Annotated in this window: 11 protein-coding genes; 8 read left to right on the top strand and 3 right to left on the bottom strand. The window is 59.9% G+C overall.

All coding sequences use genetic code 11. From position 1 onward, the window contains the following. Positions 1-193 precede the first annotated feature (193 nt). Positions 194-1,114: a LysR family transcriptional regulator gene (locus ADU59_RS05510; protein ID WP_068952412.1), complete on the bottom strand. Its 921-nt coding sequence runs from the start codon at positions 1,112-1,114 to the stop codon at positions 194-196. 251 nt (positions 1,115-1,365) lie between these two features. On the opposite strand from ADU59_RS05510, the gene ADU59_RS05505 reads away from it, so the two are divergent. From ADU59_RS05505 to ADU59_RS05495, 3 genes are all read left to right on the top strand, one after another. Beyond that, a complete protein-coding gene (locus ADU59_RS05505; RefSeq protein WP_068952410.1) occupies positions 1,366-3,171 on the top strand; it encodes an amidohydrolase in 1,806 nt (601 codons plus the stop codon). Positions 3,172-3,325: 154 nt separating this feature from the next. Further along, complete coding sequence (locus tag ADU59_RS05500; protein WP_068952408.1) at positions 3,326-3,802, top strand: VOC family protein; 477 nt, start codon at positions 3,326-3,328, stop codon at positions 3,800-3,802. Positions 3,803-4,000: 198 nt separating this feature from the next. Then, positions 4,001-5,539, top strand: coding sequence for an alginate export family protein (locus tag ADU59_RS05495; protein ID WP_083198125.1), 1,539 nt, complete (start codon positions 4,001-4,003; stop codon positions 5,537-5,539). A gap of 206 nt (positions 5,540-5,745) precedes the next feature. On the opposite strand, the gene ADU59_RS05490 is transcribed toward ADU59_RS05495, so the two are convergent. After that, positions 5,746-7,731 (bottom strand): CHASE2 domain-containing protein, encoded by a 1,986-nt coding sequence (locus ADU59_RS05490; protein WP_068952405.1) that lies wholly within the window; start codon positions 7,729-7,731, stop codon positions 5,746-5,748. Next, the gene (locus ADU59_RS05485; protein WP_068952403.1) at positions 7,731-11,345 is read right to left on the bottom strand and encodes a FecR domain-containing protein; all 3,615 of its coding nucleotides are present in this window, start codon (positions 11,343-11,345) and stop codon (positions 7,731-7,733) included. Before ADU59_RS05485 ends, ADU59_RS05490 begins: the two co-directional genes overlap by 1 nt. 591 nt (positions 11,346-11,936) lie before the next feature. Here ADU59_RS05485 and ADU59_RS05480 point away from each other — a divergent pair. The 5 genes from ADU59_RS05480 to kdpC are packed head-to-tail and all read left to right on the top strand — an operon-like array spanning position 11,937 to position 16,612. Continuing rightward, positions 11,937-12,026, top strand: a complete 90-nt coding sequence (locus ADU59_RS05480) for a K(+)-transporting ATPase subunit F (RefSeq protein ID WP_068952401.1) — start codon at positions 11,937-11,939, stop codon at positions 12,024-12,026. 27 nt (positions 12,027-12,053) lie between these two features. Continuing rightward, on the top strand, positions 12,054-13,757 hold the full coding sequence (gene kdpA / locus ADU59_RS05475) for a potassium-transporting ATPase subunit KdpA (RefSeq protein WP_068952398.1): 1,704 nt from the start codon (positions 12,054-12,056) through the stop codon (positions 13,755-13,757). A gap of 8 nt (positions 13,758-13,765) precedes the next feature. Continuing rightward, positions 13,766-13,933, top strand: coding sequence for a hypothetical protein (locus ADU59_RS30560; protein WP_158515697.1), 168 nt, complete (start codon positions 13,766-13,768; stop codon positions 13,931-13,933). A gap of 45 nt (positions 13,934-13,978) precedes the next feature. After that, on the top strand, positions 13,979-16,036 hold the full coding sequence (kdpB, locus tag ADU59_RS05470; RefSeq protein WP_068952397.1) for a potassium-transporting ATPase subunit KdpB: 2,058 nt from the start codon (positions 13,979-13,981) through the stop codon (positions 16,034-16,036). A 12-nt stretch (positions 16,037-16,048) separates the two neighbouring features. Further along, positions 16,049-16,612 (top strand): potassium-transporting ATPase subunit KdpC, encoded by a 564-nt coding sequence (gene kdpC / locus ADU59_RS05465; RefSeq protein ID WP_068952395.1) that lies wholly within the window; start codon positions 16,049-16,051, stop codon positions 16,610-16,612. The last annotated feature ends 61 nt before the right edge of the window (positions 16,613-16,673 follow it).

Genomic DNA, 16,673 nt, shown 5'->3' with positions numbered 1-16,673 from the left:
GTTATTGCGTCGGCGGTTCCTTAATTGCTGATGAACTTGGCGATAAAAGAAAGCTCAACGGCAATCTTGGTGAGGATTTTGCCTCATTCGCGATCGCTGATCGGAGAACTCGATTTAACTTCAGACACAGCGATCTATTTTGCGACGCTGCAGAGTATGAAAGAGCCGGTCGATCTGCAGCTTGCGATTACAATCAAGCTGATCGCTCGTCTAGCTTGCCAATGGTCGTCGTGCCGTCCTTGGCGGACGCGGTCCCGAAACGTTCGATGAGCATCTCAGTGAGTATCCTCACCTTTCGCGAGGGATGTTGGCCGGGTGGCCTTACGACGAAGATGCCGGCAGGCGGAATCGGATAGCGCGTCATGATTGGCACCAAAGTGCCCGAGCTAATATGAGCTGCGACAAGCGGTTCGGGCAGGTAGCCGATCCCAATGCCATCCAGAGCGGCAGACACGAGCGATATTCCGCTATCGGCTACGAAGCGCCCCTGGGGGCGCACCGTAACGATCCCGTCGCCATCCATGAATTGCCACCTTTCGTCGTCTCGCATGACGACTTGATGATTTGCTATTTCGCCCGGTGTTAACGGAGCGCCGTGAGCGTCTATGTATTCGGGACTCGCAACCAGGATGCCGAAGATCGATCCGACACGTTTTGCGACCAGGACAGAATCTTGAAGATGGCCAAGCCGAATGGCGCAGTCAAAACCCTCTCCGACGAGATCGACGAAACGATCAGTATAGGAAGAAAGGATTTGTAATTGCGGATGACTGCGCGCCATTTGAGAGAGGACGGGAGCAAAATGTGTCGGGCCGAAAGAAAGCGGTGCAGCGACACGTAACCGACCGCGAAGATCGCCTGAGGGAAGAGTGGCGTCCCTTGCAACATCAAACTCATTGCAGATTTTTGCTGCGTGCTCGCGAAACGTCGCGCCAGCTTCGGTCAAGGAAGCGCCGCGCGTTGTTCGCGCGAGCAATTGGACGCCCAGAAATTGCTCAAGCCGAGCGAGCCGTCGGCTGACGAGCGATTTGGAAACGCCAAGCCGGCGCGCTGCGTGTGTGACGCCGGAGGCATCAGCAACCTCCACGAAGGTACGCAGTTCCTCAATATCCATTGGTGTTTCCTTTTCGGCGACATAGTGTGTCATTTTGATGGGCTACCGTAGCCGAAATTGCAAGGGCAGTGTCCACTTGGACGTTTTCACAAGGGTTTTGTCTTCCGACAAGTCGGCCTTCAACGGCGGCGTGCGAAAAAACTAATGACCTTTTGCGACAGCTTGGACTCACTTCTTCGCCTATTGCGCGCATCCGCATGGCACCGGCTCCGAGCGACCGCATTTCGTAAAATCAGTCGAACGAGGGTAAAATGATCAGAAAGATATTCATCGCGTTGGTGACAACTTTTTCTTTCTCTGCAGTTCAGGCACAAACGACGCAGGAACAGCCCGGCGCTGATATGATCGTTATCAACGCAAAGATCTTCACCGGCAGCCGTGCGCAACCGGAAGCTTCGGCTTTGGCGGTCAAGAAAGGCCGTATCTATTCCGTCGGCTCTGATGTGGAGATTCTCGGTCTGAAGAACTCCAACACCGAGATTATTGATGCTCGCAGCCGCAGACTGATCCCCGGCATTGTCGACGCCCATATCCATGTTCTCAACGATCTGGCCTATAACTACAATGTTCGATGGGATGGCGTACAGACGCTGCGTGAAGCGTTGACGATGCTGAACGAGCAGGCCGCACGCACGCCGGAGGGCCAATGGGTCAAAGTGATCGGAGGCTGGTCGCCTTATCAATTTGAGGAGAAGCGTTTTCCGACGTTGGACGAATTGCGCGAAGCCGTGCCCGATCGTCCCGTGATCGTGCAATATGCCTATAACCAAGCCTTCTTGAACAAGCAGGCGATGGAGGCGCTTGGCGTGGGTACCGATCGGTTCCCGAAGGTGCCGGACACCGAGTTCGAAAAGGACAGCCACGGCAATCCCACGGGTGTGGTCCACGGATACACGTGGCTGTTCCTTGCTTTAGAGGCCATGGTGCCGCAGCCCACGTTCGACGAACAAGTGAGTTCGTTGATCTATAGTATTCACGGTCTGAACCGGTTCGGCGTGACCTCGATCATCGATAACGGCGGCAGGTGGCCCTACCCGGAGGCCCAGGCGAGGGTAGCCGTGCTTGCACGAGACAACCGCCTCAACGTGCGCATGCCCTTTGTGGACTTGCAACTCGGTGACGGTGGGCCGGTAAACATGGTGGACCTGGAAATCGAGGCGATCACGAAAACGGCGCCGATAAGTCCAGGGCAAAACCTCCACCCCACCCTAGCACATGGCCACGAATATCGAGGTGCCGGGGAGGTTCTGAGTGGGGAAGTGCACGATCATGAGAACTTCGACCGTCCGGCCGTCATCATTGAGCCTGAGAAGATGCGGCGCTTCGTCGAGCAAGATGTGCTGAAGCTGGTCCAGCGGCACATCCCGTTCCGCATGCACGTCAGCTACAACGAGAACATCTCCCCCTTTCTCGACGCGCTGGAAAAGGTGAACGAGACGATCCCGCTCGGTGGCCTGAAATGGAGTCTCGAGCACGCTGAGACCATCAGTCCGGAGAACATCGCTCGGGTGAAAAAGCTGGGGGGCGGCATAGCCCTGGACGCCAAAATGGCGCTGCACGGCGATGGTTTCATCAAGACCTATAATCGCGAGAAGGCTCTGCAGACTCCGCGCCTGCGCAAGCTCGTGGATAGCGGTATGCCGCTGGCCATGACTACCGACGCCTTCCGGGCAGCGACGTACAATCCGTGGGTCGCTTTAAGCTGGATGGTGTCTGGGAAGTCCGTGTCCGGATCCGAAGTTCTCGCCAGCGACAATCGCCTTTCCCGCACGGAGGCACTGAAACTGTTCACCAGTGGCGCAGCGTGGTTCATGAACACGGAATCCGAAATGGGCCTGATCGCCCCCGGCTATCTCGCGGATTTCGCTGTTCTCGACAGGGATTATTTTTCGGTACCGGAGGATCAGATCAAATCCGTTTCTTCCGTTCTGACCGTCATGGACGGCAGGATCGTGTTTGGTGCACAGGACTATAGCGATCTATCGCCACAACTGCCCGCGATCCTTCCGGATTGGTCGCCCGTGAAATATTTCGGCACCTATTACGGGGAAAAATGAACCCGGCGGAAAGGTTCTCCGCGCCTCCCTGAACGGTCATTGGACCGAGGCTTCAACGCCATACCGAACCGCGCCGACATTGACAGGGAATTCTCATCCCGCTTGGGAACTACGCGCGACAAGGTGTCTATGGTCACATTTAGGAGAATAACAATTGGCTGACTTCAATCCGCAGGGTGATAGAACATCATCGCTCTTCGCCGATGTGCGCGGACATCACGTTGCGATCCGTGTTACTGATGGGGATGTCGCCATAAAATGGTATCAGGATAAGCTCGACTGGCGCGTCGTCCACACGTGGGCTTATGGTGACCAACAGCTCGCCTTTCTCGCGCCGCCAGATGACGATCGGTTCATGGTCGAACTGCTTGCCGGTGGCGACCCGAGCCCGCACCCGCTACCGCCTTACAAGGATCTGGCCGATAGCTTGAGATACGCTGGTTACCATCATTTCTGCCTGACCGTTACCGATATCGAAGCCACGACGGACGAGCTGCGCCGCCGCGCCGTCAATATCCTCATCGAACCGTTTCAGGTGGATGAGATCAGCTGCAAGATCGCTTTCGTCGCCGATCCTTTCGGGAACGTGATTGAATTTGCCGAAGTCATCCAGCCGCGCAGCCGCGCATAGCCTCGCGAACGAATCCAAAACGATTTCACCCATAAACCAACCCGTCGGGTACGGGATCCCACCTTCAGGCGGTCGATATAGGTAGCTGGGATCGCCGCGTGCGCCCCGTGCTTCGCCTGATTAGTGGTGGTTGGCCGCGATCACCCACAAAAGACGACATAGGACGTTGCCATGTGGCGAAAGCCCGAAAGAGAGCCGATGATCGGCCAGAAGAAATACGTCATTCCCGGTATATCATTGGCGTTTTGCCTTCGATCCGCTCCGTACGCGCAGTCACTCCTGCTTACGCTTGCCGCCCTCGCCTTTGCTCAATGGGACTACCGGTCAGCCCTGGCGGCGGATGATCTTCTTTTGGAGCAGAAGAGGCCCTTGATAAAAGCCGACCGGTCGCAGGAGGACTGGTCGCTTCTCGCGGATCCGAAACTGCGGACTGAGCCGCTGGATAGTCTCAAATACATTCCGTTGTTTCCCTCCAATCCCGACAGCTACATCTCGTTAGGGTTCAATCTACGTGAGATCTTCGAAGTCAGTGATGCACCGGCTTTCGAAACCGTGCCTGCGAACCCCAGAGACTCATACTGGTTACAGCGCGCGCAGTTCCATATCGATGCTCACTTGAATGAAAACTGGCAATTGTTCACGCAGTTCGAGGATGTGCGTGCGTTCGACAAGACGGTGGTCGGCCCTAACGACGCAAACCGGTTTGACCTTCGGCAAGCATTCATCGGCTATTCGCAGGGGGCCGACGCCGGAACGTTCAGGGCAAGGGTCGGCCGCCAGGACTTCGCGTTTGACCTGGAGCGGTTCGTTTCGACGCGCGATGGGCCGAATGTCCGCCAGTCTTTCGATGGGATTTGGGCCGGATGGGAGACGAATGCATGGCGCTTCTATGGTCTTGTAAGCCAGCCTGTTCAGTATCGCAATGACGATCCTTTCGATGATCGATCGAGCGGCGGCGCAATGTTCAGCGGGGGCCGTGTGGAGTGGCAGCTCTCGCCAGAGATCGAGGCCTCCGCCTATTACGCGCTTTATCGGCGCCAGGACGCAACCTTTCTCTCCGCGTCGGGTGAAGAGGAAAGGCACGTTTTCGATATCCGATCGGCCGGCAAATATGCCGGTTTCGACTGGGATGCGGAAGCGATGGGACAGGTTGGCAAGGTCGGCTCAGCCAATATCCTGGCCTGGGCCGTGGGTGCGAGGACCGGCTACACCTTAGAGGATCTCACTTGGTCACCACGGATCGGCCTGCAGTTCGATGTGGCATCGGGCGACCGAGCCGCAACTGACGGCACGCTCGGCACATTCAATCCGCTGTTTCCGAATGGCTTCTATTTCTCGCTCGGCGGTCACACCGGATACGCCAACCTCGTTCACATCAAACCATCGGTCACCATTCAGCCGGCAGAAGACCTGACCTTAATGGCTGGGGTCGGACTGCTCTGGCGCCAGACGACACAGGACGCCATCTACACCCTACCAAGCGTTCCCGTCGCTGGCACAGCGGGTAGGGGGCCGGCATGGACTGGAGCTTATCTGCAGGTCAAGGCCGACTACCGCTTCAATCCCAATCTCACAGGGTCGCTGGAGGCTGTTCATTACCAGGTCGGATCGGCGCTCGAAGCTGTGGGCGGCCGCGATAGCAATTATTTCAAGGGAGAGCTGAAGCTGGTCTACGATGCCGACTCTACGCAGCACTACGAAATAGGCCCATCCGGTTCTCGGCATCCAGAAGCATAAGCAATGGATCCGCTGGCTTTGAACATCGCAAGTTAAGATGAAATCCTGCCCCCGCAACCAAAAACTTAAAGATACTCAGCTTCAAAAAGGCGTCCTCAGGGGCGCCTTTTTGCGTTGCCCCCACGGGCCGGTAAACTGTCTGACCTACGTGCTCGCACGCTCAATCAGCCGGAAACCGGTAATGCCTACGCGTATCAGCCGCCGGCTCACAAACGCTGGCGCAGCAGGCGATAATAACCGCCAAGTTGCGGAATGGCGCGTTCCAGTTCTGCGAAAGCCGCATCGCTGCTGTGCAGCTCCCCCGCATATTTGGCTGCTATGAGCTGCCGGTGTCTTTCAAGCGCCAACGCCTCGACCGGCTGAAGTACCGTAAAGATCGGCGACAGCGTCGTACGGCCCTTGACTGTGATGCTGTCCAGTTCGGCGATCCTGAAATCCGGCGCGCTCAGCTGCGCCGTCTGTTCGCCGATCAGCAAAGGCACCCCGTAGTTCTTCGATTCGCCTTCGAGGCGCGAGGCCAGATTGACGCAATCCCCCAGCACCGAATAGTCGAAGCGGCGCGACGAGCCCATATTGCCGACGACGCAATCGCCGGTATTGATGCCGATGCCGATCTTCAGCACTCGCGGCTCGGTGCCAAGGGCTGCCGCTTCCTGGCCAAGCTCCGCATTCAGATGGTCGATTGCATCCAGCATGCGAAGCGCCGCACCGACGGCGTGGCTGGCATGGCGCGGGTCGTCGAGCGGTGCGTTCCAGAACGCCATCAGGCAATCGCCGATATATTTGTCGATGGTGCCGCCGCTTTCCAGCACGATCTCGGAAAGCGGCGTCAGCAGCCGGTTGATCAGCGTCGTCAGCTGTTCGGGGTCGTCCTTCAGGGCCTCGGAAATCGTGGTGAAACCGCGCACGTCGCAAAACAGGATCGTCAGCGTCCGCCGCTCGCCGCCAAGCTTCAGCTGCGATGGGTCGTTGGCAAGGCGCTCGACCAGAGCGGGCGACAGATAACGCGAAAAGGCCCGGGTGATATCGCGGCGGTCGCGCCGCTCGGCGGCATAGTCGAAAGCCGACTGACCGGCGACGATGGACAGGTAGGAGAGCGTGGGGCCAAGCGGGGAGATGAAGACATGGCCAAGCCGCAGCATCGCGTAGCTTGCAGCAGTGATGAAGAGCAGAATCGGGAGGCTCAGGGCCGCCGTCCGCCACCCCGTCGATCGGAGCACCGCGGCTGCCGCCAGCACGGAAGCCAGCACGATCGCGGTGATTGTTACCGGATGCCCGGCCTTCCGGATGAACAGATCATGGGTGATATTGTCGAAGATCGTTGCCTGCAGTTCGGCGCCGGCTACCAGACGGCCTGTGTGAACGGTAAACGGCGTGGCGAAGGCATCGGCGCCGCCGGCCCTGAGGGTTGGCGCGTTCTGCAGGCTGAGGCCGACGATGACGATCCGGTCACGGAAGAAACCCTCCGGCAGCAGCTGGCCGGGCTCAAGCGCCTGATAGTAGGACACCGTCGGATAGGTCCGCGCCGGGCCAAACGTCTGCAGCAAGGCTACGCCGGATACGGGAGACTGCCGGCGGCCGGCGGTCTGCGCCAGTTGCGCGGCAAAACCGTCGGCATAGGCCGGTACCTGCCGCAATGTACCGTCACCGCTCAAGGCCACCGATGCGATGCCTGTTCGTGCCCCGCGCGCGGCAAACGCGTCCAAAGGCTCCGTCCGGACGAACTGGTCTGCCTGCGGTGTCTCGATCAGCGTTTCGTCGCCCGCCAGGACGACATCCGTGCCCAGCACCGCGGCAAGGGCGGCATCGTTCTCCGGTGCAGCCGAAGGCTCGGCAAAGATGATATCGATGCCGATGGCCTTTGCCCCGGCGTCGCGCAGGGCTTCGATCAGCCGGGCATGCAGCGCACGTGGCCATGGCCACTGGCTACCGATTTCGGCCATCGAGGGCTCGTCTATGGCGACGATAACCGGCCCGTCTTCCGGCCGGGGCGGTGGAGAAAAGGTCGAGAGATAGTCGAAGTTGCGCAATTCGATCAGCGACCAGGCGGGCGTTAGCGAGGCCAGGGAGAGGAGGGCGGTTACGGATGCGGCGAGTGCAACGAGGCCCAGGCGGCGGCGTTGCGTGCGCCGGGCTGCCGTCTCGCCCGGGAAGCCGATTGCTGAAGGGCGGCGCGTTTTGATGGCTGTCATCAGAAGCGCACTTTCACCGTCCCCTTGAAGGTCGGCCCCCAGCCGGGAATGGCCTCGGCGACATAAAAGTCCTCATCCAGCAGATTGAAGCCCGACAGGTTGACCTCCACGCGCTTGTCGAAGGATTCCCATTTTAGGTTGGCGTCCAGCGTCCAATAGTCTTTCAGACGGCTTCCCGCATTGTCGAGGCGGTCGCCGGTATAGTTCGCCGCAAGCGTTGCGCGGATGTTGTTGGTGTTGACCCAGGTCAGAGCAACACGCCCCGCCGTGTCGGGAACGAAAGGCAGGGCGCCTTCGAACGCGTCGCCGACGACAGTGCCGTGGCCGCTGGATTCATTGATGGCAGCGGTGGCCGAAAGACCGAAGCCGTGGCCGAGCAGCAGGTTTGCCGTCGCGCTGGCCCGATCCAGCCGCCCCTTGTCAATAGCGATCGTGTTGATCGTGTAAGGTAAGCTGGCTGTAATGGAGTCGAATTCCTGATGCTGAAAATCGACCGATGTGAAGAGATTGTCGGTCCACTCCCCATCCCATCGCAATGCGTAGGTATCGGCTTTGCCGTCCATAGCAAGGTCAAGCTGGTTCGACTGGATGCCAAGTACGCCGACCGGCGCCAGCGTGGGGGTATCCGAGGCGGCACCTTCACGCAAATAGGCGGCTCTTAGCCATTGCCCCTCGAATGGGCTCCAGGCGAGCCCGAGACGGGGATCCAGCCGGTTGATGGCGTCGCCATCACTCTCAAGGTAGGTGGCGAACACGGCGGCCTCTGCCTTCAAGGACGGCGTTATTTCGGCGAGTACGGAGGCATACGCTTTGCCGAGAGGCGACGTTTCCGTGGAGGAAATGTCGTAGAACTCCTCTGGAGGCAATATATTGCCATAAACCAAGTGCGACTTCAGTTTCAGCGTTCCGGCTTCAAGGCCATAGCGAAAGGTCAGGTTTCCGTCCTCATATAAATGGTTAACGGCAGCAACGAGGCTGGTTTTTTCACCTTCTATTGTGCTGTCGAGAAACGGGAACCCGAAAAGAAAGCTGTTGTCCAAAATTCGCGCCTGGCTGGACGAATAGAAGAGGCCTGCGTTGACGACGTTGTGATAGGCAATGGTGTGGCTCCATGCGGCGCCCAGGTTCAGCGTCTCCGCAGAAACGTCTCTGGTGCGTTTCAACGTTGAAAAAAGGATGCTGTCATCAAGCCAGAGGTCGTTTCGCGCATAATTGGCATAAAAGACGAACCGATCATCGGGGCTCGGTGTGGCCGTCAGATAACCGTTTCCGGAGAGAAGCTCGGTTTCCGAATTGAAATGGCTGCCAACGATATCATAATCGCGTTTTTGCGGCGTCGTTTCCCACGCCAAGGTACCATAGACGCTGACGGGAAAGATGGTATTTCCAAATCCGCGAAGTTCCGCTTCTCCGGTATAGCCCCGATCGCCGTTGTTGGAGACAAGGCCACCGCCGATGGATGCTTCGATAAAAGGTCTCTGGACGAGATTGGCGGCCCGGTCCCGGCTGGCAAGCATATGAGGATCGAGGAGAAGTCCTTGAATAAACGACGAATAGGATGAGTCGTTTGTACTGTTTTCAAGGATCTTGCCATCATAGCTATAGGCGCCGATGAAGGGATCGACGCTGCCGCGCACCGCCTGGTCGATATAGCTCGATCCGGCGAAGGGATTGAAGACCACGTCGCCGTAATATTGCCCCCATGCATCCAGCCCCTGCAGTCGGAAAGCGTCGTTCAGGGTCGAGCCTGCCTGCTGGTTGGCTCCGAGCGGAGCATAGTCGCCGCCGCGCGCGCGCGTCCGGCGCATGATTTCCTGTGCATTGCGGATCGCGGCGTCCGCGTCATACTCGTCAATAGCAATGGCCGTGCGGACGACCGGGATGACGGGATCGGTGGGATCGAGGCGCTCGGCATTGTCGAGCGCCTGGGCGGCGGGCACGCGGTCGCCCTTCTCGTAATGGGCCGCCGCCAGCATCAATTGTCCCTGCGAATAGCCGGGATTGGCGGTCGAGCCAGCCAGCAGGTCTTCCACCGCCTTATCCATCTCGCCGGTCTGCAGGTGGTAACGGCCGCGCGCCACCAGCGCGATATCAAAGGATGGATCGACCCTCAATGCCTCATCTATCTCGCGCTTGGCCTCCGTCATGCGCATCTCGACGAGATAGAGAAAGGCGAGATTGGCATGGCTGACGGGATCGAGCGGATCGAGTTCGATCGCTTTCTTGTAGGCAGCCTCTGCTTCCCTGTTGGCATCGCGGGCGCTATGCACAAGCCCGATCGTATTCCAGATGGAGCTGAAGCCGGGTGCGGTTTTCAATGCCCGGTTCAGATCGTCGAGAGCGCCCTGCCGGTCGTTCAGGATATAGAGCTTGTAGTTGGCCCGTGCTTCCAGTCCGGTCGGATCTTCGGGGTCGATCGCCAAAGCCCGTTCAAACCCGTCGACAACCTGCTTTTCATCGGCAAGAAGAATGCCGAGCAGGGCGCGCGCGGCCGGCAAGGCCGGATCGCCGGGTGTATTGCGCTCGCCCTCCCTGATGGAAGCAATGGCTGCCGGGATGTCCTGGCGAAAACCGGCGGTCCAGGCTTTCGCCATGGCGCCGTAGCCGCTATTGGCGAGCCGGGGCGGTTCCTCTGCATGGTTGGGATCGGCAAGCGATCGCGCGAAATAGCCGCCATAGGCGGCAATCGCGCCGCGCTTGGCGTCGAGCCGTGGCCGGGCTTTGTCAAACAGCACGGCTGCGTCCCGATAGCGATTTTCCGAACCGGCGATCAGGGCGTCGATCAGGTCGGCACGCGCGGTCTGAGAGGCGCCCAGGCCGCGTACCCGTGCCTCATCGAGCGCTGCCTTCGCCTTTTCCTTGCCATCAAGAGCCAGATAGATTTCCGACAGGCTCAGCCAGTCCTCCGCCGAGCGGGCGCCGGGTGCCGTAGCCTCGATACGGCGCCGTTCCGTGCGCATCTGCGGCACGATCAGCGGCGTTGCCGGCATCCACTGGAATGCGGTGCGCAGCGACAGGTTGAACAGCATCTGTTCCCTGTCCTTCGGCTTGGCAATGACGATCTTCGAGGGGGCCTTGCCGATCGCGGCGACCGCACCCTCACCTTGCGCGACCTTGACGCTGCCATAGGCGTTGCTGAGTTCGACCAGTCCTTCCAGCACGATCAGCGAGGTCTTGCCGTCGGGCCCAACCGTCATTGTCCAGTCGGTGCCACGGATGGCGGCTGCGGCCGCCGGCGTATCGATCACCACGCCCTGGCCGCCACGCTCGGCCCGGGCCCAGATCGTGCCGGATTGCAGCTCGAGCCCGGTATCGCCGCCGCCCATCTGCTTGACGAGAAGCGAGGTGTTGCGGCCAAGCCGGACCTGGGTGCGATCGGAGAAGAGGACGGCGAGCTGGCCGGTGGCGTTGGTGCGCAGTACGTCGCCGCTCAAGAGGTCCTGCTTCAGATCGACATAACGCCAGCCGGAAATATCGACGAAACGCACTTCCTCGCCGGATTTGCGGGCAATGACCGATCCGGCGGCGGGAGATGGGCGCGGCAAAGGCTCGGCCTGCGCCGGTATGGCGAGACAGAGCGCTCCCAAGGCAATCCCCGCGGATGCGTATTTCATGCAGTTTCCCCAACAATGCACAGATGATCACTGGATTTGGTCACTCCAAAAGTCAAGCCGGACAAGCGTTCTCGCGTTGCTTTGCGGAGAGAGTGTAGGAATAGAGAAACACAATAAAACATGGATGGGTATTCCCAACGATACATGATGAGGGATCGATTGCAGCTTTTGGAAAGACGTTCACCGGCGGGCATCTATTCAAACCGCAAGCAAAGTGTAGACTGACTTCTACCATAGGAAGAAATATCAGGGCGGACTCGCTCGCAGATGTCCCTTTCGACCCCGTTCTAACGTTTCGAAATTCCTATGAGATTTTTATATCTCTGCCTGGCCGCCCGTCTCGAACCCTTATGCTGTTTGGCGGCATACTAAGCATGGAGTTCAGACCCGGGATCTTGTGTCGAGCAGGTTCGAACGGGTCTCTTTCGCGTCGCCTCCCTCCCTTGAAGAAGAGGGAAAGATGAAACTCAACAGAAGGAGCCTGGATCGATGATGGATATTGTCTTGATCGGGATCGGCGTTTTGTTTTTCGCGCTGTCGTTTGCTTATACCAGGGCCTGCGACCGTCTTTAAATTCGAAGGATGCAGAAAATGCTTGTCGATTATGTGCTCGGAGGCGGCGTGACCGTGTTTCTCCTTGTCTATCTGACCTACGCCCTCATTCGCCCTGAGCGTTTCTAAACACGCCAGGTTCGGAAAGTGATTGCCATGACACTCAACGGATGGATCCAGATCCTCATCTTCTGCGGGATCGTCATTTTGCTCGTCAAGCCACTCGGCGCCTATATGACGCGCGTCTTTGGCGGTGAGCGCACACTCCTGTCGCCGCTCCTCGTTCCGGTCGAGCGCGGACTCTACCGGCTTTCCGGCACCAGCGAAAAGGAGGAGCAGCACTGGACGAGCTATGTGTTCGCCCTGCTGATGTTCAATCTTGCCGGCTTCGTCGTTCTCTATGCGTTGCAGCGGTTTCAGGGGGCTCTGCCGTTCAATCCCGCCGGGATGACGGCCGTTGGCTCCGAGCTTTCCTTCAACACCGCCACCAGCTTCGTGACCAACACCAACTGGCAGAACTACGGTGGCGAAAGCACGATGTCCTATCTCGTGCAGATGGCCGGTCTGACGGTCCAGAATTTTGCCTCGGCGGCAACTGGCATGGCCATCGCCGTCGCTCTCATTCGCGGTTTCGCACGCGCCTCCGGCAAGTCGATCGGCAATTTCTGGGTCGATATGACCCGGGCTACGCTCTACATCCTCCTGCCGATCTCTATCGTGCTGACGGTCGTCTTCGTCTATCTCGGCGTGCCGCAGACGCTTGGCGCCTATGTGACGGCAACGACGATCGAGGGGGCGCAGCAAACCATCGCGCTCGGCCCGGTCGCCTCGCAACTGGCGATCAAGATGCTCGGCACCAATGGCGGCGGTTTCTTCAACGCCAACTCCGCCCATCCCTTCGAAAATCCGGATGCGATCTCCAACCTCATCCAGATGGTGGCGATCTTCGCCATCGGCGCCGGTTTCACCAATGTCTTCGGCCGCATGGTCGGCAACCAGCGCCAGGGCTGGGCGATCTTTGCGACGATGGGTGTCCTATTCGTCGCGGGTGTCGTGATCACCTATTGGGCAGAAGCTGCCGGCAATCCGCTGGTTCATGCCATGGGGATCGATGGCGGCAATATGGAGGGCAAGGAAGCCCGCTTCGGCATCGTGCTTTCCTCGCTTTTCGCGGTCATCACCACGGCCGCCTCCTGCGGCGCGGTCAATGCCATGCACGGCTCGTTCACGGCGCTCGGCGGCCTCATCCCGCTGATCAACATGGAACTCGGCGAGGTCATCGTCGGCGGCGTCGGCGCCGGTTTCTACGGTATCCTGATGTTCGTCATCCTGACCGTTTTCGTCGCGGGCCTGATGGTCGGCCGCACGCCGGAATATCTCGGCAAGAAGATCGAGGCCAAGGAGGTCAAGATGGCCGTTCTCGCCATCCTCATCCTGCCGACGGCCATGCTGATCTTCACGGCGATCGCCGTCATTCTGCCGACCGGCGTGGCGTCTATCGGAAATCCGGGACCGCATGGTTTCTCGGAAATCCTCTATGCCTATACGTCGGCTGCCGCCAACAACGGCTCGGCCTTCGGCGGTCTTAGCGGCAACACGCCCTGGTACAATATCACCATCGGCATCGCCATGCTGATGGGCCGTTTCCTCGTGATCATTCCGGCACTTGCCATCGCCGGCTCGCTGGTGATGAAGAAGACCGTGCCCGCCTCGGCCGGGACCTTTCCGACCCATGGCCCGCTGTTTGTCGGCCTGCTCTGCGGTGTCATCCTGATCGTCGGCGGTCTCACCTTCTTCCCGGCGCTGGCGCTCGGGCCGATCGTCGAACATCTGGCAATGATATCAGGTCAAACCTTCTAGGTGCCGGCATGAACCGCTTGTTTCAGCAGACGTTCAAAAAGCTCCTCAATCCTCGCGACGGTGATCCGCCGCGAGCGGCTCCTCCGCAGGCAACCAGCATCATCATCGTTTTTATGCTGGTCCTGCTGGTGATTGGCGGTCTTGCCCATGCGTTTACCGAATTGTTCCACGGCTGACGCGGTCACCGTGATGTCACACACAAAAGAAACTGGAGTTCTCTCATGAGCCAGTCCAAATCTGCGAGCCTCATGGACTCTCGCATCCTCATCCCGGCGATCGGCTCCGCCTTCGTCAAGCTCGATCCGCGCACGCTGGCCAAGAACCCGGTGATGTTCGTCGTCGCCGTCGTCTCGTCGCTGACGACTGTCCTGTTCCTGCGCGATCTCGTCACCGGTGGCGAAGGCCTCGGTTTCTCGCTGCAGCTGAATATCTGGCTCTGGTTCACGGTGCTGTTTGCCAATTTCGCCGAAGCTGTCGCCGAAGGGCGCGGCAAGGCGCAGGCCGAATCGCTGCGCAAGTCGCGCACCGAAACCCAGGCCAAGCTGCTGACGGGCACGGATCCGGCCAGCTTCAGGATGGTTCCCGGCACCAGCCTCAAGGTCGGCGACATCGTGCTCGTCGAAGCGGGCGAGATCATTCCCTCCGATGGCGAAGTCATCGAAGGTGTCGCCTCCGTCAACGAAGCGGCGATCACCGGCGAATCGGCGCCCGTTATCCGTGAATCCGGCGGCGATCGCTCGGCTGTCACCGGCGGCACGCAGGTCCTGTCGGACTGGATCAGGGTACGCATCAGCGCCGCCGCCGGCTCGACCTTCATCGACCGGATGATTTCACTGGTCGAAGGCGCCGAGCGCCAGAAGACGCCGAACGAGATCGCCCTCAACATCCTTCTTGCCGGCATGACGCTGATCTTCGTGCTGGCTGTCGTAACGATCCCGAGCTTTGCCACCTATGCCGGCGGCTCCATTCCAGTCATCGTCCTCGTCGCCCTGTTCGTGACCTTGATCCCGACGACGATCGGCGCGCTGCTCTCGGCCATCGGCATTGCCGGCATGGACCGGCTGGTGCGTTTCAATGTGCTCGCCATGTCCGGCCGTGCCGTCGAGGCCGCCGGCGATATCGATACGCTGCTACTCGACAAGACCGGCACGATCACGCTCGGCAACCGTCAGGCGACCGAGTTGCGTCCGGTTGCAGGCGTATCCGAGCAGGATCTGGCCGACGCCGCGCAACTGGCGTCGCTTGCTGACGAAACGCCGGAAGGCCGTTCCATCGTCGTGCTTGCCAAGGAAAAATACGGCATCCGCGCCCGCGACATGGCGCAGCTGCACGCGACCTTCGTTCCGTTTACGGCGCAGAGCCGCATGAGCGGCGTCGATCTGGACGGATCGTCGATCCGCAAGGGCGCGGTCGAAGCCGTCCTTACCTATGTCGGCGGCATCAACTCGTCGGCGCGTCCCGAAACCGTCCGAGAAATCCAGGCCATCGCCGACGAGATCGCCAAGTCTGGCGGTACACCACTTGCCGTCGTGCGCGACGGCCGCCTGATGGGCGTCGTTCATCTCAAGGACATCGTCAAGGGCGGCATTCGCGAGCGCTTTGCCGAACTGCGCCGCATGGGTATCCGCACCGTGATGATCACCGGCGACAACCCGATGACGGCAGCCGCGATTGCAGCCGAAGCCGGCGTCGATGATTTCCTCGCCCAGGCAACGCCGGAAAACAAGCTGTCGCTGATCCGCGAGGAGCAGGCCAAGGGCAAGCTTGTGGCCATGTGCGGCGACGGCACCAACGATGCGCCGGCGCTCGCCCAGGCCGATGTCGGCGTCGCGATGAACACCGGCACGGTCGCCGCCCGCGAAGCCGGCAACATGGTCGATCTGGATTCGGATCCGACCAAGCTCATCGAGATCGTCGAGATTGGCAAGCAGCTGCTGATGACCCGCGGCGCGCTGACGACGTTTTCGATCGCCAACGACATCGCCAAGTATTTCGCCATCATCCCGGCGATGTTCCTGGCCTTCTATCCGCAGCTCTCGGCGCTGAACGTCATGGGGCTAGCCTCGCCGCAAAGCGCCATCCTGTCGGCGATCATCTTCAATGCGCTCGTCATCGTCGCGCTGATCCCGCTGTCGCTGAGGGGCGTCACATACCGCGCCGTCGGCGCCGGCGCGCTTTTGTCGCGCAACCTGCTCATCTATGGCCTCGGCGGCGTTATCGTGCCGTTCATCGGCATCAAGGCCATCGATTTGGCCATCACCGCCCTTGGCCTCGTTTAAGGAGTTTTCGACATGCTGAAACAATTGAGACCGGCCCTGGTCATGATCGTCGCCATCACCGTCATCACCGGCCTTGCCTATCCGCTCGGCATGACGGGCATCGCCCAGGCGCTGTTCCCGCATCAGGCCAATGGCAGCCTCGTCGAAAAGGGCGGAGCCGTTGTCGGCTCCACGCTGATCGGGCAGGTCTTTGCCGGCGAGACCTATTTCCACGGCCGTCCATCGGCTGCCGGCGATGGCTACAATGCCGCCGCCTCCGGCGGCTCGAATCTCGGGCCGACCAATCCGAAGCTGCTCGACCGGATCAAGGCGGAAGCCGAAGCGCTGAAGGCCGCCAATCCCGGTGCTGCCGTGCCGATGGATCTGGTCACCGCATCGGGCAGCGGCCTTGATCCGCATATTTCGCCGGAAGCGGCCTATTTCCAGGTACCGCGCGTTGCCAAGGCCCGCGGCATGGATGAGGGCAAGGTTCGCGCGCTCGTCGATCAGGCGGTCGAAGCCCGCGAACTCGGTATTCTGGGCGAGCCTGTCGTCAATGTCTTGGCGCTGAACATGGCGCTTGATAAAGCTGTCTGACCCTGATGGGGTCCTGCGGCCGGGAGGCGGTTCGCCGCGTCCCGGCCCTGACGGAGAAAGA

It is taken from the genome of Pararhizobium polonicum, from assembly GCF_001687365.1.
Classification (GTDB): domain Bacteria; phylum Pseudomonadota; class Alphaproteobacteria; order Rhizobiales; family Rhizobiaceae; genus Pararhizobium; species Pararhizobium polonicum.
The sequence above is the reverse complement of the archived record's forward strand: the minus strand, read 5'-3'. Positions and strand labels throughout refer to the sequence as shown.